Annotated in this window: 16 protein-coding genes; 9 read left to right on the top strand and 7 right to left on the bottom strand. The window is 65.2% G+C overall.

Going from position 1 to position 20,402, the window contains the following annotated elements:
- Nucleotides 1-4: 4 nt before the first annotated feature.
- The 3 genes from ACMGFL_RS12580 to ACMGFL_RS12570 all read left to right on the top strand — a co-directional run bounded on the left by ACMGFL_RS12580 (nt 5) and on the right by ACMGFL_RS12570 (nt 6,597).
- Complete coding sequence (locus ACMGFL_RS12580; protein WP_436935880.1) at nt 5-2,494, top strand: NPCBM/NEW2 domain-containing protein; 2,490 nt, start codon at nt 5-7, stop codon at nt 2,492-2,494.
- Nucleotides 2,495-2,678: 184 nt separating this feature from the next.
- Nucleotides 2,679-5,348: a PKD domain-containing protein gene (locus ACMGFL_RS12575; RefSeq protein WP_436935879.1), complete on the top strand. Its 2,670-nt coding sequence runs from the start codon at nt 2,679-2,681 to the stop codon at nt 5,346-5,348.
- Between the two features lie 94 nt (nt 5,349-5,442).
- Nucleotides 5,443-6,597, top strand: coding sequence for a glycosyltransferase family 2 protein (locus tag ACMGFL_RS12570; RefSeq protein ID WP_436935878.1), 1,155 nt, complete (start codon nt 5,443-5,445; stop codon nt 6,595-6,597).
- Between the two features lie 25 nt (nt 6,598-6,622).
- On the opposite strand, the gene ACMGFL_RS12565 is transcribed toward ACMGFL_RS12570, so the two are convergent.
- On the bottom strand, nt 6,623-7,333 hold the full coding sequence (locus ACMGFL_RS12565; RefSeq protein WP_436935877.1) for a competence/damage-inducible protein A: 711 nt from the start codon (nt 7,331-7,333) through the stop codon (nt 6,623-6,625).
- Between the two features lie 128 nt (nt 7,334-7,461).
- Between ACMGFL_RS12565 and ACMGFL_RS12560 the strand changes: the two genes are divergently transcribed.
- Nucleotides 7,462-7,656 carry a DUF8015 family protein gene (locus ACMGFL_RS12560; RefSeq protein WP_436935876.1) on the top strand — a complete coding sequence of 65 codons (195 nt, stop codon included), beginning with the start codon at nt 7,462-7,464 and terminating at the stop codon, nt 7,654-7,656.
- 27 nt (nt 7,657-7,683) lie between these two features.
- On the opposite strand, the gene ACMGFL_RS12555 is transcribed toward ACMGFL_RS12560, so the two are convergent.
- Nucleotides 7,684-8,031 (bottom strand): DUF5811 family protein, encoded by a 348-nt coding sequence (locus ACMGFL_RS12555; RefSeq protein ID WP_436935875.1) that lies wholly within the window; start codon nt 8,029-8,031, stop codon nt 7,684-7,686.
- Nucleotides 8,032-8,131: 100 nt separating this feature from the next.
- Between ACMGFL_RS12555 and ACMGFL_RS12550 the strand changes: the two genes are divergently transcribed.
- The 3 genes from ACMGFL_RS12550 (at nt 8,132) to ACMGFL_RS12540 (ending at nt 11,628) form a co-directional block, all read left to right on the top strand.
- Entirely contained in the window at nt 8,132-8,974 is an 843-nt protein-coding gene (locus ACMGFL_RS12550) for a polyprenyl synthetase family protein (protein WP_436935874.1), read from the top strand.
- Between the two features lie 215 nt (nt 8,975-9,189).
- Nucleotides 9,190-9,741 carry a hypothetical protein gene (locus ACMGFL_RS12545; RefSeq protein ID WP_436935873.1) on the top strand — a complete coding sequence of 184 codons (552 nt, stop codon included), beginning with the start codon at nt 9,190-9,192 and terminating at the stop codon, nt 9,739-9,741.
- 159 nt (nt 9,742-9,900) lie between these two features.
- On the top strand, nt 9,901-11,628 hold the full coding sequence (locus ACMGFL_RS12540) for a radical SAM protein (protein WP_436935872.1): 1,728 nt from the start codon (nt 9,901-9,903) through the stop codon (nt 11,626-11,628).
- Between the two features lie 18 nt (nt 11,629-11,646).
- Here ACMGFL_RS12540 and ACMGFL_RS12535 read toward each other — a convergent pair whose 3' ends face one another.
- Nucleotides 11,647-12,042: a CBS domain-containing protein gene (locus tag ACMGFL_RS12535; protein WP_436935871.1), complete on the bottom strand. Its 396-nt coding sequence runs from the start codon at nt 12,040-12,042 to the stop codon at nt 11,647-11,649.
- A 102-nt stretch (nt 12,043-12,144) separates the two neighbouring features.
- Between ACMGFL_RS12535 and sppA the strand changes: the two genes are divergently transcribed.
- Both sppA and ACMGFL_RS12525 read left to right on the top strand, forming a co-directional pair.
- Entirely contained in the window at nt 12,145-13,140 is a 996-nt protein-coding gene (gene sppA / locus ACMGFL_RS12530) for a signal peptide peptidase SppA (RefSeq protein WP_436935870.1), read from the top strand.
- Between the two features lie 65 nt (nt 13,141-13,205).
- Nucleotides 13,206-14,165 (top strand): AAA family ATPase, encoded by a 960-nt coding sequence (locus ACMGFL_RS12525; RefSeq protein WP_436935869.1) that lies wholly within the window; start codon nt 13,206-13,208, stop codon nt 14,163-14,165.
- On the opposite strand, the gene ACMGFL_RS12520 is transcribed toward ACMGFL_RS12525, so the two are convergent.
- The 4 genes from ACMGFL_RS12520 to ACMGFL_RS12505 are packed head-to-tail and all read right to left on the bottom strand — an operon-like array spanning nt 14,149 to nt 20,384.
- Nucleotides 14,149-15,747 (bottom strand): DUF7519 family protein, encoded by a 1,599-nt coding sequence (locus ACMGFL_RS12520; protein ID WP_436935868.1) that lies wholly within the window; start codon nt 15,745-15,747, stop codon nt 14,149-14,151. The genes ACMGFL_RS12525 and ACMGFL_RS12520 overlap by 17 nt on opposite strands.
- Before the next feature lie 37 nt (nt 15,748-15,784).
- Nucleotides 15,785-17,110 (bottom strand): DUF58 domain-containing protein, encoded by a 1,326-nt coding sequence (locus ACMGFL_RS12515; protein WP_436935867.1) that lies wholly within the window; start codon nt 17,108-17,110, stop codon nt 15,785-15,787.
- A complete protein-coding gene (locus tag ACMGFL_RS12510) occupies nt 17,107-17,721 on the bottom strand; it encodes a DUF7269 family protein (protein WP_436935866.1) in 615 nt (204 codons plus the stop codon). The genes ACMGFL_RS12515 and ACMGFL_RS12510 overlap by 4 nt, the downstream gene beginning before the upstream one ends.
- Nucleotides 17,721-20,384 (bottom strand): transglutaminaseTgpA domain-containing protein, encoded by a 2,664-nt coding sequence (locus ACMGFL_RS12505; protein WP_436935865.1) that lies wholly within the window; start codon nt 20,382-20,384, stop codon nt 17,721-17,723. Before ACMGFL_RS12505 ends, ACMGFL_RS12510 begins: the two co-directional genes overlap by 1 nt.
- Between the last annotated feature and the right edge of the window lie 18 nt (nt 20,385-20,402).

Here is a 20,402-nt window from a genome sequence, read left to right as displayed (position 1 = left end):
TACCATGAACAACTCACACACCGACACCGACACACCCAACGATTCGGCACCGACGGAACGTGGAATCCGTCGCAGAGATGTGCTTCGCGGAACATCGGCACTCGGTCTCGCCGGGCTGGCACCGGGTCTGACCGTCGGACAGCAGACGCAACCCGACGAGACCACCTTCGTGAGCGTCCCGGACATGTACAACTGGGACATCGCCAACCCCCAGTCAAACTGGGAGGACGCGATCGACTGGTTTTTCAACCAGCTTACCGCCGTGGAGGGCGCCGATTTCGCCCTCTCCGCGGGGGACATCATGGACGCCCGGTGGTGGTCGGACACCCAGCAGGTCGAGACAGAGGCCGACAAGTACTGGGGCGGATACAGACAGCGGTTCGACGACAGCAATCTCCCGGTGTATGTCGCCCCCGGTGACCACGAACGGGGCGACAACGACTGGCCCGACTGGAAGCTGGATCTGGTGCCCACGTTCGAACAGAAGTTCGTGGAGATCTTCGACCACCCCACGAACGGCCCGGCGGGAAAACAGGAATTGGCCTACTCCTTCGTCAAGGACAACGCCGTGTTTATCACCGTAGACACGTGGGAACTGAAAGACGGTAATGCGCATCTGAGCGTCACCGGCGACCAGCTCACGTGGTTCGAGAACACCCTCTCGAACCATCAGGACAAGGACTTCATCGTCGTCCAGGGCCACGTGCCGGTGATTCGAGGCGTCAACACCCGGAACTCGAGCGGGCTGTATCTGGAGGGCGGCCGGTCGTCCGGATTCTGGCAGGCGATGAAGCAGTACGGCGTCGACGTCTACCTGTGTGGCGAACATCACGCCATCACCACCGACGAGGTCGACGGTATCTGGCAGATCGTCCACGGGTCCCTCTGGGGGACGCACACGAACCTGAATTACCTCGTCGGCACGGTGGGGTCAGACACGCTCGAACTCGAACTCAAGGAGTTCGACGTGACCTACAGCGGGGGCTACATCGACCAGATCAACCGGAGTGACACGAACGCGCCCCGCGAGAGCATCAGTATCAGTGACAGCGCCAAGCAGAACGGCCCCACAACTGTCCAGTCGATCAGTATCGACAGTACGGACTCCGACAACACAGACGACGAGGGCTGTCCGGTCTTCAAAACCGTCCCCGACCTGACCACCAACGGAAACGACGGGTCGCTCACGGGGAACGTGTCACAGGTAGCCGCCAAGGACGGTCAGGGCCTGGCGTTCAACGGTGGGTACGTCACCGTCGAGGAAAGTCCCAGCATCGACGTTACGGATCCACCGCTCACGGTCGAGTGCTGGGTGAACCCAACCGACCCGAATGAAGGCGGAAACGGCTACGAGCCGTACCTGACGAAGGTAGGAGACACGGGCCAGTACTCGCTTCACCGAACCTCGCTGGACAACCCAGCGAATGGCCAACTCGAATTCGCTGTCAGTTCGGATGGGACGTTCTACACCCCACAATCCCCCGTTCCCGATGACTGGCAAGGCACCTGGCACCACCTCGCTGGCGTGTTCGACGGCAGCGCGGTCAAACTCTACGTCGATGGCGAGGAGAAAGACAGCGTTGCGTTCTCGGGGACGCTCGCGGACACAACGAGTCCCGTCGAAATCGGGCGTAACTTCGGGAATCAGGAGCGCAACCTCACAGATGGGACGGTTATCGACCGAGTCCGGATTCACCGGCAAGCCCTCGGTGCGAGCGAACTCGACCAGTCGGACCCGTCGACGAGTGCGAACCCAGTCCTCTGGTTCGACTTCGAGTCGATCAACACTGACGCGACCGACCCGCCCACGAGCGACACGTACCTCAGCGACATCGAGCCGATAGACTTCACCGTCGGTTACACCTTCACCGACTTCGGCAGGGACGAGGCCGTCTCCGGAAGCCCACTGCAGGTCGACGGGCAGACCTACGACAAAGGAATCGGGACGCACGCCACCTCGGAGATACGGTACTGTCTGGACCAGCAGGTGGCCCGATTCAAGGCACTGGTCGGCATGGACGAGAAGGGCGGCGAGTTCACCGGCGGAAACGCGGGCGGAAACGGCGTCGTGTTCCGGGTACTCGGTGACGGCCAGATCCTCGCAGAGAAGGGGCCGGTGACCCACCCAGAAGGGACAGTCTCCATCGATGTCGACGTGTCCGGCGTCAGCGTGCTCACGCTCGTCGCAGACGGAGATGGCGATACGTCGTACGACCACGCCGACTGGCTGGAGGCCCGAGTCACCACGCAGACGGTTCCCGAGGCAGTTGCAGGTTCCGACGGTACGATAACCGCCTCGGAACTGCAGCTCGCTGTCGACTGGTGGAAAGCTGGTGCTCCAGTGCCGGGTACTGGCGGCGAGACAATCGGCTTTGGAGAGATCCTACAGCTGATCAACCTCTGGGCGACCGGGGAGACTGTCGGTGACGGGAGCAGTTCGACCGCAGTCCAATCCTTCGGCTCTGCTCATAGCTTGGAGGGCCCAGACCGATGATGCAGTCATCAGAGGGCGGCCGCTCCCGCCCACGGAACGAACGGCCACGCGACGCGGTCGAGTGGCCACCGCCCGAGAGAGGGACGCTCCAGGTATTCGAGTCGACAGCCTCGGCTGACCTGGAGACCTGGCGCGCACCGACTTGCGAACACGGACCCACGATCGACAACCACGGAGATTCCCTATGACCACACGCACCACACGAACCAGATGGCTGCTCGTAACCGCCGTCGCCCTGCTGGTCGTCGTCTCGGCGACCGGGCTGGTCGGCGTCGCGGCCGCACAGCCGACTGTATCGATATCACAGACAACGCAGTCCGGGTCCACGGTCGCTCCCGGTGACACGGTCACCGTCGAAGCGACGATGAACTATGGGGAGGTCAACTCGCCCGGGATCGATGCGACCCTGCCATCGGGCTGGACCGTCGTGAGCCACACTGACGACGGCGGCTCCTACGGTCCGCCCGAACCCGCATGGGTGTGGCTCGAAGGCGACAACGACGGCGTCAACGGCAGTCACACCGTCACCTACACGGTTCAGGTTCCGTCCGACGCCGCGCAGGGGACGTACACGATCAGTGCGGACGGAACGGCTATCGATCCCGCTGATAGTTCGTTCGTCTCCAGCACTGACGACCTTGTCATCACTGTCGACGAACAGCAGGCACCCACTGCGGACGCTGGCAGTGATCAGACGGTCGACGAGGAGACGGTCGTCACGCTGGACGCATCCGGATCCAGTGACCCGGACGGTGACTCGCTCAGTTACTCGTGGACGGTCACAGACGACGCGGGCACCGGCGTGACGCTCTCGGATGCTTCCGCGGCTCAGCCGACGTTCACGGCACCGACCGTGGAAAGCGCGACGACACTCAGCTTCGAGGTCGAAGTGAGCGACGGAAACGGGAACACTGACACCGATACCGTCGAGGTCACTGTTCAGCCAGTCGAGACGAACCAGCCGCCGACAGCGGACGCCGGGCAGGACCAGACAGTCGACGAGGGCGCGTCTGTGAGCCTCGATGCGTCCGGGTCGTCGGATCCGGACGGCGACACGATCACCTACACGTGGTCGCAGACGAGCGGCCCCGACGTGTCGTTGAGCGACGCCGCTGCCGCCCAGCCGACGGTTACCGCCCCGAGCGTTACGACCCCGACGACGCTCGAATTCATGGTCACTGTCTCCGACGGGAACGGGGGCACCGACACCGACACTGTCGCTATCACCGTGCAACCGCTCAGCACACAGCCGAGCGTCTCGCTCACGCAGAGTGCGACATCTCCGACGACGGTCTCGCCGGGTGGAACCGTCTCCGCAAACGTGACCCTCGACTACGAGGACATCAACTCGCCGGGAATCGATGTTACGCTCCCATCGGGCTGGACCGTCGTGAGCCACACTGACGACGGCGGCTCCTACGGTCCGCCCGAACCCGCATGGGTGTGGCTCGAAGGCGACAACGACGGCGTCAACGGCAGTCACACCGTCACCTACACCGTGCAGGTTCCCGAGACTGCGTCGCCCGGAACCTACACGATCTCGGGGGAAGGGTCGGGAATCAACCCAGCCGATGGTGCATCGGTAATCGGTAGCGGCGACCTGACCGTTACTGTGCAGGCCCAGAACGAGGCACCGACAGCCGACGCTGGCGACAACCAGACAGTCGACGAGGGGACGACGGTGGCGCTCGACGCCGCTGGGTCGGCTGACTCGGACGGCTCGATCGAGACCTACGCCTGGACGCAGACCGACGGCCCTTCGGTGACGCTCTCGGACGCCAGTTCGGCGGCACCGACGTTCGACGCGCCGGACGTCGACAGCCCGACGACGCTCACCTTCGAGCTCGAAGTCACCGACGACGACGGAGCGACCGACACCGATACCGTCACCATCTCGGTCACCGATGAGACCGATGTCGGTACGTACGGCGTCTCGACGGGGCAGGCGAGCGATGTCGTCATCAACACGAGCACGGCCACCAACGCCAGTGCCACTCTGAGCGGTGATCTCACGCTCGGAGACAAGAGCGAAGCCACAACCTACGTCCGGTTCTGGGTGCAGGGTCAGCCCGAGACCACGTACTGGTACGACGGCGAGACGATGACCCAGTCCGGCGAATTCGACCTGGATGTCGTTCTCAGCCCGAGTACGACCTACATGTGGCAGACCCTCGCCGAGAGCGGCGACGGCGACTGGAAAGTTGGACAGACGAAGACGTTCACGACGCCGATCGGACAGTTCTTCGGCGCGACGACCGACGACCCGACGGAGGTCGGTGTCGAAACCGCGACGCTGAACGGTGAACTTCTCAATCTCGGTGACAACGACAACGCGACGGTCTACTTCACCTACTGGGAGCAGGGCCAGAAGGAATCGACGCTGACCTGGTACACTGGCTCGGTGCAGAATTCGACAGGGCCGTTCAACACCACGGTCGAACTCGACCCCGGCACGGCCTACGCGTACCGGGCGTTCGGGCAGAGCAACGAGGGCGAGTGGAAGGCCGGGCCGGTCAAGACGTTCACCACCCAGGCCGATCAGGCCTACAGCGTCACGACCGACAAGGCAACCGCTGTTGCGTCCGATTCGGCCACGCTGAACGGCGAACTGACCGGACTTGGCGATTACGACAGCGCAACGGTCTACTTCACCTACTGGAAGCAGGGCCAGAAGGGCTCGACGCTGACCTGGTGGACCGGATCGTCGACGACCAGCCCCGGACCGTACAGCGCGGACGTGACCGGTCTCGACTCTGAGACGACCTACGTCGTGCAGGCGTACGCCCAGAGTGACGAGGGCAAGTGGACCGCCGGAAGTCAACAGACCGTTACTACATCCGCTGGAGGGGGCTGAGAGACGCCGTGTGGCAACCGATTCGGTTCCGCCAGCACTGTTCGATCGATCGACCCCGAAATAGCACGACACAACACACTGCGCTCACCTCACGATGATCTGGCCTGAACTCGTCACGTTGATCCAGCTACTCGGCGTCTTCGTCGGTATCGTCTTCACCCTGATGATGGGATCTGGCTTGCTACTCTCGCTGCGCTACGACCCCGACCGGAGCGACGAGCGAGCCGAGAACGTCAGGCTGGTGATCACGACAGTCGCCGACGAGCACGTCGGCCCCGCGCTCCGCGAGACGCTCGATCACACCACCGAGCGCTTCTCGGAGTACGACATCTACTGCGTGCTCGACGAAGGAAGTGACCTCCAGGCCGAACTTGTGGGTCGCGAGGACATCTCGACCGTCGTCGTTCCGGACTCGTTCGACTGCGACGCAGTCGCCAAGGGTCGGGCGATGCACTACTTCATCGAGACGGTCGTCGCAGACGCGCCCGAGTACTGGTACGGGTTCATCGACGACGACAACCGCATCCTCGACGACCGGTTCCTGTACGAGATACCCCACTACGAGGCGCGCGGCTATCGCGCGATGAATCCCGTGCTCGTCCCGCGCTCTGGCCGATCACTGGTGACGTTCATGGCCGACCACATCCGGCTCGTCGACGACCACTCGATCTACCGGCTGTTCACTGGCGTTCTCGGAACCCCGTATCTCGGCTTTCACGGCGAGTTACTCTGTGCTCGCGGCGATGTCCTCACTGATATCGGGTTCGACCGGGACACGATCGTCGAGGACTTCGCGTTCGCGCTCGAACTGGTCGACCGCGACATCTCCGTCTGGCAGAGCAAAACCCGTGTCAGCGTCCTCAGCCCGCACGACGTCACCTCGTTCCTGAAACAGCGGTCCCGCTGGTATCTGGGGATCGCGCGATACCTCCCGAACGCCCCGTTCGCAACGCGGATTGTGGTCGGCGCGCGCATCCTCACCTGGACCACCGCCGTCGCATCGAGTTGGATATTCCTGCCGCTGTGGTTCTTCGGACACGGGGTCGTGCTGCCGGTCTGGTTCGTCGTGCTTCTGGCGGTCGGAACCCTGATATACGCGGGAACGATCGGTGTGGGCGCGTGGCGGGTCGGCGGTCTCAAGGGCGCCGTGCTGCTGTTGTTCGTCCCCGTCTACGCGACGCTGGAGCACGTCGTCCCTCTGTACGCGCTCTGGACGCGAGACACCGACTTCGTCGTTATCGACAAGTGAGAGTGCGCCCGGGCGCTCTCGGGCTCTAGTTCGTCGAGTTCGCTTCGTCTGCTGGCGTCTCGACGCGTTCGCGCAGCCACGCCATCGCCTCGGTGACTGTCTGTTCCTCCGTCCCTTCCACGCGAAGCCTGACGTTCTCGCCCGGATAGCTCCCCACCTTCACGTCGAACTCCTCGCGAAGGGTCTGTACCCGGTCGAGCAGCGCGCTCTCGGGTTCGCTCGTTTCCACGACTTCGACGTGACGCGCCGTGCCGGTGAACTCCGCGGCGATTTCCTCGAACATCCCGCGCATCTCGTCGGGCAAGCCAGCGAGGACGTACACGGAGTCGATCTGACACCCCGGCGCGACGCCGTTTGGATTCCGGAGCAACTGCGAACCCTTCGGGATGTGTGTCGTCCCCTCCGCGAGGTCGTCGGCGCTGTATCCACCCTCGGTTTCGAGCCACTCCGCGACTTCCGCGCTCGGAGCCAGTTCCGTCCCGAACGCGGCCGCGACGGCTTCCATCGTCACGTCGTCGTGTGTCGGCCCGAGTCCGCCGGTGACGATCACCGCGTCGTACGTTGCCCGGTACTCGTTGACGACCTGTGCGATGTCGGCCACGCGGTCCGGGACGACGGTGACTCGTTCGAGGTCTGCGCCTCGCTCGGCGAGACGACGGCCCAGCCACGCGGCGTTGGTGTTGACCGTCTCCCCCGCGAGCAGTTCGTCCCCGACAGTGACCAAGGCGACGTGCATACCCCCGATTATGTGGACGAACACCAAAGCCCCATCGCACGAGCGACCTGACTGTGGCAGTGAATACGACACAATCGCTCCGGCAGAGTAATAATATTTAATTACTATCGGTGAATATACAGAATACAGTGCGAGTATCACAGGTAGAGACAGCGGTCACCCGACACGATGTGTCGCTGTTCGTCATCGGCTGTCTCTTCGCGGTGGCGGTGCTCACTGGGGCACTCTCGTCGGTCGAGCAGACCCGAGCGCTCGCGACAGCCGCCGTACTCTCGACTGGCTGTCTCGGATACGTGCTGTTCTATCGGCCGCCAGAACAGTAATCGCGTCCAGTACAGAAGACGACGCAGCTATTTGGCGGTCGGTGAGGTATCCTCGCGGATGGCCTGCTTGACCTGAAGCGCGGCGCTTGCTGCGAGTCCCGCAGCGATGTCGTTTCGCTCGGTGTCGTCGATGCTGACGCCATCGTCGGGCACGTAGTCGGCGCTGACAGCGGCACCGATCGGCGGCTGCACTGCGACTGTCGCGCGCGTGCCGTCGGCACCCTCGGTGAGTTCGGAGCCGACGACGAACTCGCCCGGGAGCAGTTCTCGCGTGCGCTGGGCGACCTGCGAGAGGTTCTGTCGAAGGACCTTCCGTTGTTCGGCGTTCAGTTCGCGACCGGTCGACCCGTCCCCGAACGACGTGTTTCCATACATACAGGGTTCCTCCCTCACTACGCGGCCATCCAATAAAAAATGCCCGGCTCCGACGAATCGGTTCGTCACGTACTTGTTTGCAGGGTCGTAACTCCGCCTGATGGAGTATCTGAACGAGCGTCGGGACCGCATCGAGACACGCCTCGAAGCGGTGCTCGACGGGACAGAGCCCGCGGCGTTGCGCGAGCAGGTGCGTCACGTGACGCTGTCGGGCGGCAAGCGCGTTCGGCCGATGGTGACGGTGCTGGTCTGTGAGACACTCGGCGGCGACGTCGACACGGCGGTCGAATTCGCCGCTGGCATCGAATTCGTCCACAACGCTTCGCTGGTCGTCGACGACATCATCGACGAGTCGGAACTCCGCCGGGGAACGCCCGCCGCGTGGGCAGCGTTCGGCCACGGGTCGGCGATCATCGCCTCGGACGGGTTGCTCGGGGAGGCGTTTGCGCTGTTTTCGACCGACGAGCGAGCGATGGAGGCCGTCTCCGAAGCGATGGTGCAACTCGGGGAAGGCGAAGCGATGGAACTCGCAGACCGCCCCGTCTCCGAGGCGGAGTACATGGAACTGGCGCGGCGCAAGACCGGCGCGCTGTTCCGGGCCGCCGCAGAACTGGGTGCAATCGCGGCCGACGCCGACGTCTACACCGTCGAAGCGTTCGGGCAGTACGCCGAACGCGTCGGCGTGGCCTTCCAGATGCGCGACGACGTCCTCGATGCCACTGCGGACGCCGAACAGCTCGGCAAGCCCGCTGGCCACGACGCGGAGATGGACCGGCCGTCGATCGTCGAGGTGACCGACCTCTCGCCGGAGGCGGCGAACAGACGCGCCCGCTCGGAGTCGGAAGCCGCTCGGGAGGCGCTGAAATCGGTGGATATCCCGGATTCCGAGCCAGTTGACTATCTCCGCGACCTCGCTGAATTCGTCGTCGAGCGCGACCGCTAGAGTTCTTTCTCACGAAGGAAATTATACGTAGTGGGTCTCAAACTGTCGAATAGCGGTACATCTCTCTGTCATCCGACCCCGTCCGACAGTACTTCGCGCGATACTGGAACCGTTCCCTCGCCCTGAGCAGATCTACACCTTTCGATGGTATTGAATGGTATCACGTGGTAATAGACGCAACCTTTATACTCTCTCGACCTGTAGGTAGTACTACAATGGTGGATTACACCACACCCGTGACGGCGACATTCGAGATGCAGCGCCAGTCGATCAAGCAGGGACAGGACGCCCTCGAACAGTCCATCGAACTCCAGAAGCAGTTCGGACAGGCCTTCGTGAGCGGTCTGGAGAGCCAGCAGCAGGCCCAGCAGACGCTCGTGGAGACATCCCACGGTGCAGTCACCGAGACCTTCGACTTCATGGAGGCGAACGTTCCGGGCGTCGAAGCAGTGATCGGTCAGCTCCGAACCGCCGTTGACGACGGCTACGACGAACTGCTCGAAGCCCACGCGGAGGCCTACGACGAAGTGTTCGCGAACGTCGACGAGAGCATGGACGCCTACGACGAGTTCAGCGCCGAGTACCTCGAAGCGCTCGACGAACAGCTCGAACTCGTGCTGGACGCCCACGGGCAGTTCGAGACGCAGTCGGTCGAGGCAACCGAGCAGGTCGCAGAGCAGGTCGGCGAACTCGAACAGACTGTCGAGGACGTGCAGGCCCAGATCGAGGAAGTCTCAGAGCAGGCCGCCGACGCAATCGAAGCCTGACTCCCCCGACGACCCCTCAAACCCCACGCTCCGGCGGATTCCCTTTCTTTTCGGACTGTGACGGAACACTCCCGGGTCTGTTCGTCTCATTCGCGTCCTCGCCGACCCGGCGTCGCCGCGTGTAGACACCGTTTTGCGTATCGAGCGACAACAGCGCGTATGACCGATCCGGCACACCTCGAGGTGACTATCGTCGACGGCTACGTCGACGAGCCGGCACATTTCGGCGTTCCGCCCTACATCTCGACGTATCCCCGCTACGTCGCTGGCGCGCTGGTGGACGCAGGCGTCCCCGAAGGACAGATCCGCTATCACACCATCGATGCGCTTCGGGAAGAGCAGGAGCGCTGGCACTCCGTCGAGTCCGCGGATCTACTCGTCTACGTCGGCGGCATGACCGTCCCCGGCAGTTACGTCGGCGGCACACCGGCCGAACCCGACGAGGTCAAACGCCTCGCGTGGACCGCAAACGGAACGACCCTGATGGGCGGCCCGGTGCGCTTTGGGGTTGGTGAGAAAAACGAGGGTGCGACCGAGACTGCACGCGACGACTTGGATTACGACTTCGTCGCGAAAGGCGACGTCGAGGCCGCCGCCTACGACCTCGTTCACGGCGGTATGGAGGGCTTTGGAAACCGGATGCGCGACAACGACGAGATCAGCCGATGGGCACGGAAGGGTGCGTTCGTCGTCGAACAGCATCCGAACCACCCCGAGTATCTCATCTGCGAGATGGAGACCTCGCGAGGCTGTCCGTATCGTTGCTCGTTCTGTACCGAACCGCTCTACGGCGCGGACCCGAGCTTTCGGTCCCCGTCGTCGGTCGTCGGCGAAGTCTCGGCGCTCGCGGACCACGGTGCGAGTCACTTCCGACTCGGGCGACAGGCCGACATCCTCGCCTACGGCGGCGACGGCGAAGCGCCCAACCCCGACGCGCTTCGGGAACTGTACCGTGGCATCCACGAGGCAGTCCCCGATCTGGGGACGCTTCATCTGGACAATATGAACCCGATCACCATCGTCCGGTGGCCGGAGAAAGCCCGTGAGGGGATCCGGATCATCGCCAAATACAACACGCCGGGGGACACCGCTGCCTTCGGACTCGAATCGGCCGACCCCGTGGTGCAAGAGCAGAACAACCTCAACGTCACCGCCGAGGAGTGTTTCCGAGCAGTCGAGATCGTCAACGAGGAGGGTGGCTGGCGACCTGAGGAGGGGCCGCCGGGCGGGTGGGACGGCGATGCACCCGGACCGCGCTCCCGGATGGACGACGCGCCCCGACTGCCGAAACTCCTGCCGGGGATCAATCTCGTCCACGGACTCGCGGGCGAGCGCGCGGAGACCTTCGAGCACAACCGACAGTTCCTCCAGCGGGTGTACGACGAGGGACTGCTGCTCCGTCGGGTCAACATCCGGCAGGTGATGGCCTTCGAGGGGACCGAGATGGCAGAGACGGGTGCGGAGATCGCACACGACCACAAACAGCAGTTCAAACGGTACAAGCAGGAGGTTCGCGAACAGATCGACAATCCGATGCTGCAGCGACTCGCTCCGGCGGGCACCGTACTCCCGGACGTCCATCTCGAATACCACCAGGACGGGAAAACCTTCGGTCGGCAACTCGGGACCTACCCCCTGCTCGTCGCGGTGCCCGGCGAACGCCCGCTCGGGTCCGTGATCGACGTGGCGGTGACCGACCACGGCTACCGGTCGGTCAGCGGCGTTCCGTACCCGCTCGACGTGAACAATGCGACGATGGACGAACTGACGGCGATTCCGGGCGTCGGAGACCAGCGCGCCGGTGACATCCTTGTCGAGCGCCCCCACGAGCGCGTCCCCGAAATCGAAGGGCTTCGGGCGTTCACGACGGTCGAGACGGCGGACTAACAATTCGTTGACCGCCAGTCAGCTATCGAGGTCGTACGTCGCGACGTACTCCGTGATGTCGCGCGCGGTCACGATGCCGATCACGTCGTCGTCATCGACGACCGGCAGGTGTGCCACGTCGTGACCGAACATCTCCGCTGCCGCCCCTGCCACGGTCAGGTCCGCCGTCGCTGTCACGACGTCGGTCGTCATGTACTCGCCCACGGTGGCCGTCTCGTCCGGTGACTCGCCGGAGACGATGTCGACGAAGTCCGTCGAGGTGAGGATCCCCTCGGGCTGGCAGTCGGGGCTCGTGACCACGATGGAGTTGATCCCCTCCTCGCGCATCGCCGCCGCGATCTCGGTGACCGACGTCTCGGGGTCGACTGTCAGGACGGGCGTCGTCATGATGTCCGCAACAGTTGGAGTCGCCATACTGATGTCTTTCACCTCGACGCTCTTGATTGCTTCTCCGCCGTGGAGATATCCGCACAGAGCGTGCCTTTTTCACCCCACAGACCTACTTTCAGAACACCGATGAGAGTTCTGAACACCGTCTCACGGGTCGTCGTCTTCGCTGCGCTCGCAGTCGCCGGGATCGCCGGGGGGTGGCTGCTCCTCGTCGAGTTTCCCGAATCCGGCCGAGAGCTACTTGGCATCGTTCTCGTCGTGCTGGCCATTCCGGTCGTCCTCCGGATCGCTGGAACGATCGCGAACGGGCTGTTTCCCGCGTACAACGTCGCCGAAGTTGGCGTCGAGGGACCGATCACTAGACACCAGAGCGGTGGCCCGCTCGCGCGCGGGCCCGTCGGTTCTGATGCGGATGCTATCGTCGAGCAGATCGAGCGTGCCGACGAGGACACGAGCGTCGATGCGTTGCTCGTGCGCCTGAACACGCCCGGCGGCGAAATCGTTCCGAGCGAGGACATCAAACTCGCCGCCGAGCGGTTCGACGGGCCGACGGTGGCCTACGCCGTCGACACCTGCGCCAGCGGCGGCTACGAGATCGCAAGCGGGTGTGACGAGATCTGGGCGCGTGAGGGCAGCATCGTCGGTTCTATCGGCGTCATCGGGTCGCGCGTGACCGCGGCTGATCTCGCTGACCGACTGGGCCTGACCTACGAGCAGTTCACCGCTGGCGAGTACAAGGACGCGGGGACCCCGCTCAAGGAACTCGAACCTTACGAGCGCGAGTACCTTCAGGGGATCGTCGACACCTACTACGACAAGTTCGTCGAGAGCGTCGCACAGCGGCGCGAGATGGACGCCGAGGCGATCCGCGACACGGAAGCGCGCGTCTATCTGGGCAGTCAGGCCCACGAAGAGGGACTTGTCGACGAACTCGGCACCCGCGAGGACGTGACCGAGGCGCTGGAAGACACGCTCGATACCCAAATCACGATTCAGGAGTTCAAGCCAGCGTTCGGGCTGACCGAGCGACTCGGGCGTGGATCCCAGCGGCTGGCGTACGCCTTCGGGGCGGGGATCACCGGGCGACTCGTCGACGACAAACAGGGGTTCGAGTTCCGCTGATTGGGGGTCGCTCCGGACGGGAGCAAACCGGGAACCCTTTTGGGCTCACGGCCGTCCTTGCTGACATGGATCACGATACTGCGGGGGAACTCTCTGACCGCGTCCTCGACGCAATCGGGGAGGCAGTCATCGCCGACCGCTCGTTTCTGGAGACGGTGATGACGGGGATTCTCGCCCGAGGACACGTCCTGCTGGAAGACGTTCCCGGCACTGGCAAGACGCTGACTGCGCGTAGTTTCGCTCGGGCGCTTGGGCTTTCCTTCCAGCGGATCCAGTTCACGCCCGACCTGCTGCCGGGTGACATCACGGGGTCGAACATCTACCGCGAGTCGACCGGCGAGTTCGAGTTCGCTCCCGGCCCGGTGTTCGCCAACGTCGTGCTCGCAGACGAGATCAACCGCGCGCCGCCGAAGACACAGGCCGCGCTGCTCGAGGCGATGGGCGAACGGCAGGTCACCGTCGACGGCGAGACCCACGACCTGCCCGATCCCTTCTTCGTCATCGCGACCCAGAACCCCGTCGAGCAGGAGGGGACCTTCGGACTCCCGGAGGCACAGCGCGACCGATTCATGATCAAGGCCGGGATGGGCTATCCCAGCGCCGAGGGCGAGCGTCTCCTGCTCGACCGCCGTGCCGGACGCGCCGCGCAGACGCCGACCATCGATCCCGTCATCTCCGCCGAGCGCGTCCCCGAGATGCAGCAGGTGCCGGAGGGCGTCGATGTCGACCCGCGATTGCGGGATTACGTGGTGACGCTGGGTCGACAGACCCGCGTCGACGAGCGCGTCGAAGTCGGTGTCTCCCCACGCGGGATCCAGCGACTGTTTGAGGCCGCACGGGCCAGAGCGACCATCGCCGGTCGCTCCTACGTGGTTCCCGACGACATCAAGCGACTCGTCCAGCCGGTGTTTGCCCACCGTCTCGTGTTGACCGCTGACGCGAACGTTCGCGAAACGAGTCGGGCCGACGTGCTGGCAGACGTCCTCGACAACGTCGCGGTTCCGGCTGTCAACGAGCAGCGGTGAGGGACACGACGAGCGCCACGAGTCCAGACGCGACGAGCGCGAGCGCGGCGACGGTTTCCACGGAGACTGACACGGTGGGGAGGTCGACCGTTCCAAGCGCCAGCGCGACCCCGACGCCGACCAGTCCGACTGCGACTGACGCGCCCGCGTGGACGAGTTCGACGCTTCGGGTCTCGGTGTGTCTCCCCATCTCCCGCCCGAGCGTGCTCCCGAACTGGCCCAGATCCCAGACGACGAGGCTGGCGAGTACGCCGCTTGCGACCAGCCAGAACGTGGCCCCGAGCGTCCCCGCGAAGGCCGTCCCGACGAACAGACCGGCCGCGCCCAGCGAGACGCCAGCAGTCCGTTCGTCCAGATAGTCCAGCCAGAGGACGAGTGCGAACAGAGCAAGCGCCGTCGCGGTCACGCCCGCAACCCCTGCAGTCACCAGTGTCACGAGCGTCACCTCGCCGAAGGCGTCTGCGAGCAGTGTCATGACCTCTCGAAACTGTGACTCGGTCGCCCCGGGGAGTCGGTCCGCCGTCGCCGTGACGAACCAGTCGTAGGCTGGCTGTGCGAGCACGGCTGCACAGACGGTAAGGGCAGCACCGCCGCCGATCGCCCCGACGATTCGTCTGGTGGCTCCTGACTGTCGCACACTCCGGCGAACCGCGACGCTCCCGACCACAGCCGCAAGCGCGAGGGCTCCGGTTCCGACGAGCAACACTCGGAGCGGCGCGGCCGTCGTGAGCGACCGAATCGTGCTGTACAGCCCTGGGCTGATCAGGTCTGTCAGTTCCGACCGCGACAGTTCGAGTTGGACCAGAAACGCGGGAACTGCGAGGAGGCTGGCGATGATTGTAACGGTCATGAGCGTCTGCGCGACGGCACTCACTCGCCGCTCGCTGGCCCGACCGAGTCCCCGGTCCGCGAGCAACTCGGCGACGGGCAGCGTATCGAGTGCCAGGCGACTGCACGCGGCCCAGACGGCGACGATGAACAGAAACGTCGCCAGATGGAGACCGGGCGACTCGGGGGCGAGCACGATTCCGACGCCAGTTTCGATGGCCGTATTGACGAGGTCGCTGGCCTCGGAGTCGCCCCGAAGGACCGTCCCGGACAGGAGGACGATCCCCGTTGCGGTCGGGAGTATCCCGGCCACGACAGTGATGTGTGTCGCGGTCGTGACTGCCGATTGCTCGAACCGGGAGCGGACAGCGAGCGCGACGCCGAAGGCCGCGACGACACAGCCAAGCGCAAGCCCGACGTGACCGACCACGACGAGCGAGCGCGCCGAGATGAGCGCACGGTCAGCGACTGGGAACACGGACTGGCCGACGAGCAGCGCCGTCCCGAAGACAGCGACGAGGAGGCTGGCTCCGAGCGGCACGACCAGAAATCCGAACAGCCCAGCGCGGACGCCGTCGCGACCGGATCCCGAGAGAGCGCCGAGCGCGACTGCGAGCGTGACCGCTCCGGCCACCCCGACGAGCGTCGGTCTCGGCGTCTCACTGACGACCCCGAGCAACAGTACGATGGCCCCGATTGTGAGTCCCGCAACGAGCCACGTACTCGTTCGCGTCGGTCGCCCGGTGTCGGTCATCTGTCGGTACACCGTCCCTGCGCCCCCGGATTACCTGTCATGGGTTGCCATACAGATGCGGTAGTGATTGTCTGAGTGCCGATTCCACGGGGCGGTCGACGTCCCAGTCGACGGTCCGGACGCCTGCTCGACCGAGCGCACGGAGTCGCAGTCGTCGAGGGATCTCCCCCATCCGCTGGCCCACCGTCGCGTCCGCTGTCACCGACGGGCTGACGGTGAGCGTCCGATACCCGCGCTGGGTGAGTGTTTCGGCCAGCGAGACTGGCCAGTTGTCCAGCAGCGGCGAGCAACACACCACCTGCGCGGTCGGCGGGAGTCGGGACAGTACCGCGCGGATCTGCTCGTCCCCACCGCCATCCGCCCGTGCTGAGCGGGTCGGTGTCGTCATCGAAAGCGCCGCAGGGGCGTCCTCGGCGATCGCTCGAACGCCGCGAAAGACCGCTGCAGGTGCGGTTCGAAATCGGTCTCCCGACTCGGCCCAGGCGATTCCGTCGGGACCCGACAGCGCCTCGTCGTCGACGCCGACGGCCACGATGGCGGTGTCGATACCAGCCGCGGAGAGCGTCTCGTGGAGCCGTTCGGCCGCGTACGCGGACAGCGCCGCGCCGGTCGGATAGCCAGCCTGCGGCGTCACCCGACAGACCGTGCGCGCGTCGACGACGATGACCGTCACGACAGCGCGCTGTTCGCGATACTGGACGGTCGTGAACTCGCCGCGTTTGGCGAGGTGTCGCCAGTCGATCCGGTTTATCGGGTCGCCGTGGCGGTACTCCCGTGTGGCGTAAAACTCCAGCCCGCTCCCGCCGCTGTCGGCCGGTCGCGTCCCTGCGCGTGGAAGTGCCCGCGGTTCGGTTGGGGCCGTTCGCACCGCATTCGCACAGAGCAGTTGCGAATCGCCCGTCGTCTGCTCTGTCCGGGTGATCCGATCACTTCCGGCTATCGACCGAATTCGAACCTGCGGCGACTCGAACTCGTGGGTCCCGCGTCTCGCGACCACGTCGTAGTCGAACTGTGCTGACTCGCCGGGTGCGAGCGCGAAACAGCCACGCGGGGAGCCCGTCACCACTGCGAGCGGTTCGGGAACGCCGTCGATGACGCGAACGTCCGGGAGGACGCGCTCGGTTTCGTTTCGGACCGAAACCGAGACGGTGACCGACTCGCCGGGTGCGGGGCCACTGCCGTCGAGTGTGCGTTCGATAGTGAGACCAGTCGAGTCCGGCAGCGTCGAGACGGTGTCATACAGGGCATAGCTCAGCGGAATCACGGAGGCGATCAGGAGTGTGCCACTCGCGTACAGTAGCCCGAACCCGGCGAGTGCGAGCGTACAGACCAGCGCGACCCGGAAGCGGTAGCGACGCGTCATCGATACCGCCTCTCGATCGCAGACAGCGTTCGGTCGACCCGCCGTCGCCGCTCGCGGGCCGGTGCGACCCACAGACGGAGGCTGGCGACGACCGACGTGCTCGGGCCGTCACTGCCGGACAGAAAGGCGGCCGCCAGCGGGTCTCTCGTCCACGTCCCCCCTCTGACCGCGCGTCGCGCCTCGGCCGTCGTCCACCCCTCAGTCTCGACACAGACATCGACCGCGAGCGCTTGCAGTGTTTCCCTGAGGTCATCGAGCGATTCGCCGCCGAGGGTCACAGCGCGCGTGACTGCCTGGTCGTACCCTTCACCTGCGACGGCCTGTCGGTCCGCACTCACCGCTTCGGGTGGCCGCGAGCACAGTTGCTCGAACCTGCGCTCGGCGGGCGTCTGATCCCGCGGATCGCTGTTCCGTGCTGTCACCGCGACAGACAGTGTGACGACTAGAGTCAACACGAGTGCGACGGCCGCCGGGTCGCGAGTGCCGACGATTTCGATCAGTTGCTCGACGCCCGGAAGCCGTGTGGTCGTCTCGGGGACGACGAGGACAGCGACCCCGAGCAGCGTGAGCGAGACGCCAGCGGTCCCGGCGAGACGCGTGCGCCAGTCCATCACTGCTCCCCGCCGTCAGTTCGTGGCTCGTCGGTCGGTTCTGCGCTCGTCTCGATGGTCTCGATCGCTTCGGTGACACGCTCCAGTCTGCGCTCGGGTGACTGATTCCCGTACTCCACCTCGCGAAACGAATCGCGGAGCGTCCGCACTGGCTCGCGGGGCAGGCCGTCCCGGTGGACCGCGTGCTGTGCGAGTTCACCGGGCGTGTGTGTCTGTGCGTTTGGAACCGACGTGACACCGAGAAACCGCCGCCACGCCTCGCGGATCGAGAGGTACGCCTCGTCCGTCTCCGCCGTGGGCCGCTCCGTGGTCGACTCCGCCTCAGCCCATCGCTTCCGGAGTGAGTCAACGAGCGCCCGCGACAGCGCGACTGGGGACCGCTGACCGGTGAGCACGTCCCGAACGGTCCGCGCTCCCGATCGAATCCGCCGACCGATCCGGTCACGGACCGTTCCACTCTGTGTCGCCGCGACGACGAGCGCGAGCGTCGCGTACCTGACGACGGTGCGTGGAAGCCCGACCAGCCGAGCGACGACCCCCCGCAGCGAGTAGTCGCGCCGCCGCCCCCAGTACAGCAGACCGCCGATCGCTGCGCCACCGACGACCAGGACAGCGAGCGCGTTTCGGAGCATCCCGCCGACTGTCGCCTGACTGGTGCTGTCGAGATACGTCGTACCGAAGGTCGTGCTCGACTCGGCAGGCAGGTTCACCGTCGCCGTTCCGTTCTCGTCGGTCGTCGCGATCCGCTCACCGTTGAGTGTCACCTGTGTGCCGACGACCGGTTCGCCGTCGGCGCGCACCGTGACGGTCGCTGGCGTCCCCGGGAGCGGAATCGGCCAGTCCGCACTCGCCATGACGGTGACCTCCGGAATCTGGACGGTCGTCGTCCCCCGGACGGGGTCACGCTCGACAGTCACCGAGATGTCTCCCGGTTCCGCGGGGAGCGTCACCCGTGCTTGCCCGTTCGCGTCGGTCTGTCCGATTCGCTCGCCGTCGAGCAGCACCGTCGCGTTCCGAACGGGGACGTCCTCGACAGTCGCGGTGACAGTTACGGTTGATCCGGGGATCGGACCGCCGGACACGGTCACTGTCGCGTTGGTCTCGACCGGAACGACCTTCTCGTCGCCGGTGTCAGCCTGCAGCGGGCCGAGACCATCGTCTGTTGTGAGTCCGACGATCGGAGCGACGTTGGCCATCGGTGCCGTTATCCGGAGTTCTTCGACGTACGGGACGGTAGCGACGACGGTTCCGTTCTCGTCTGTCCGCCCCACCCGTTCGCCGTTGAAGTACACGTACACTCCCTGGATTGACGCCGTCGACCGCAACACCCGCACCTCGACGGTAGCACCGGGAACTGCGCTTCTGTTGAGCGATATCGTCGCCTGGCTGGGAACCTCGTCGACCTCGTTTTGCTGGTCGTCAGTCTCGTTCGTGTCTTGATTGTCCTCGCCGTTCTCCTCGGAATCCTCGTCGTTGCTCTCGGTGAGGGAGTCGTCCCGAGTGACCTCACCCGGTTCGAACTGCTCGCCGGGGCTGCCCGGCTCCTGCAGCGTGTGGTCACGACCCGGTTCCTCCTCTGCAAGCGCCTCCTGCTGCGTTTCGAGCCGTTCCCCGCCCGGCGTCGGCTCGAACCGCACCCAGCCAACGTCGGGGAAGTACACCTCGACCCACGCGTGTGCGTTCATCGCCCGCACCTGGTAGGTCCCGTCGACGCGCTCGCCCGTCGAGTACCCCACCGCGTACCGTGCCGGGATCCCCTGCGAGCGAAGCATCGTCACCATCGCCGTCGCGAAGTACTCGCAGTACCCCGCCTCCATCTCGAAGATGAACCGGTCTGCGATCTGGTCGCCTGCGGCGGAGGCGTTGAGCGAGTACTCCTTCTCCGAACGAAGCCAGTTCTGGACAGTCATCGCCGTATCGAATGCGGTGTCGTCGTCAGCGGTCAACTCCGCCGTCAGGTCGCCGATGCGGTCGGGCGTCCCCGCCGGAAGCTGGGTGTACCGCTCCCGGACCGGCTCCGGATAGTCGTCACCGCTCGCACGCAACACCGCGGGGTCCCGCTCGGGCTGGATACTCGTTGCTGTGAACGTCTGCCCGGCGGGGACTCCTTCAGTGGGTCTGATCGCCTTCCCGTCGGTGACTGTCAGCGGCCCGTCGACACCCTCGACCGAAGTCGGTCGCCAGGCGGTCGGCAGCGCCCGCGCTGACGTCGCCAACTCGACCTGATAGGTGAACCGCTCACCGCCGAGGCCGTCGTACTCCAGCGGTCCCTCGTACGGTTCGGTCGCAGTCGGTCGCTCCCAGCCCGACCCGGTGTAGGTGTCGTAGACTGCTGTCCGCCAGTAGGCCGGTTCGGGGCTGTCGACCTCGAAGTGGACCTCTGTGTCCGTGGTACGGAAGGTGTCGTCGACACCGACGTCGCCGCCGACGCTCGCGCTGTTTCCGGGATTCATCGCCGACAGGCTACTCGCGTCGCTTCCGGATCCCCCGTTACCCTCGCCGCCAGCGAACCGGTCTCCGGGGAAGAGCTGTTCGGCTGGCGACCCCGACCGCTCGTCGGCCGCGAACCCGGACACGAGAACGCCGGTCGCGACGGCTGCGAGCAGACAGCAGGCTATCAGTCCGATCCGAATCCAGTCACGTCCAGTACTCTCACCCACCATCTCTCGAAATCTGCGTTC

Source organism: Halovenus marina (assembly GCF_051414115.1).
Lineage (GTDB): Archaea > Halobacteriota > Halobacteria > Halobacteriales > Haloarculaceae > Halovenus > Halovenus marina.
This window is presented reverse-complemented; position numbering and strand designations above follow the sequence as displayed.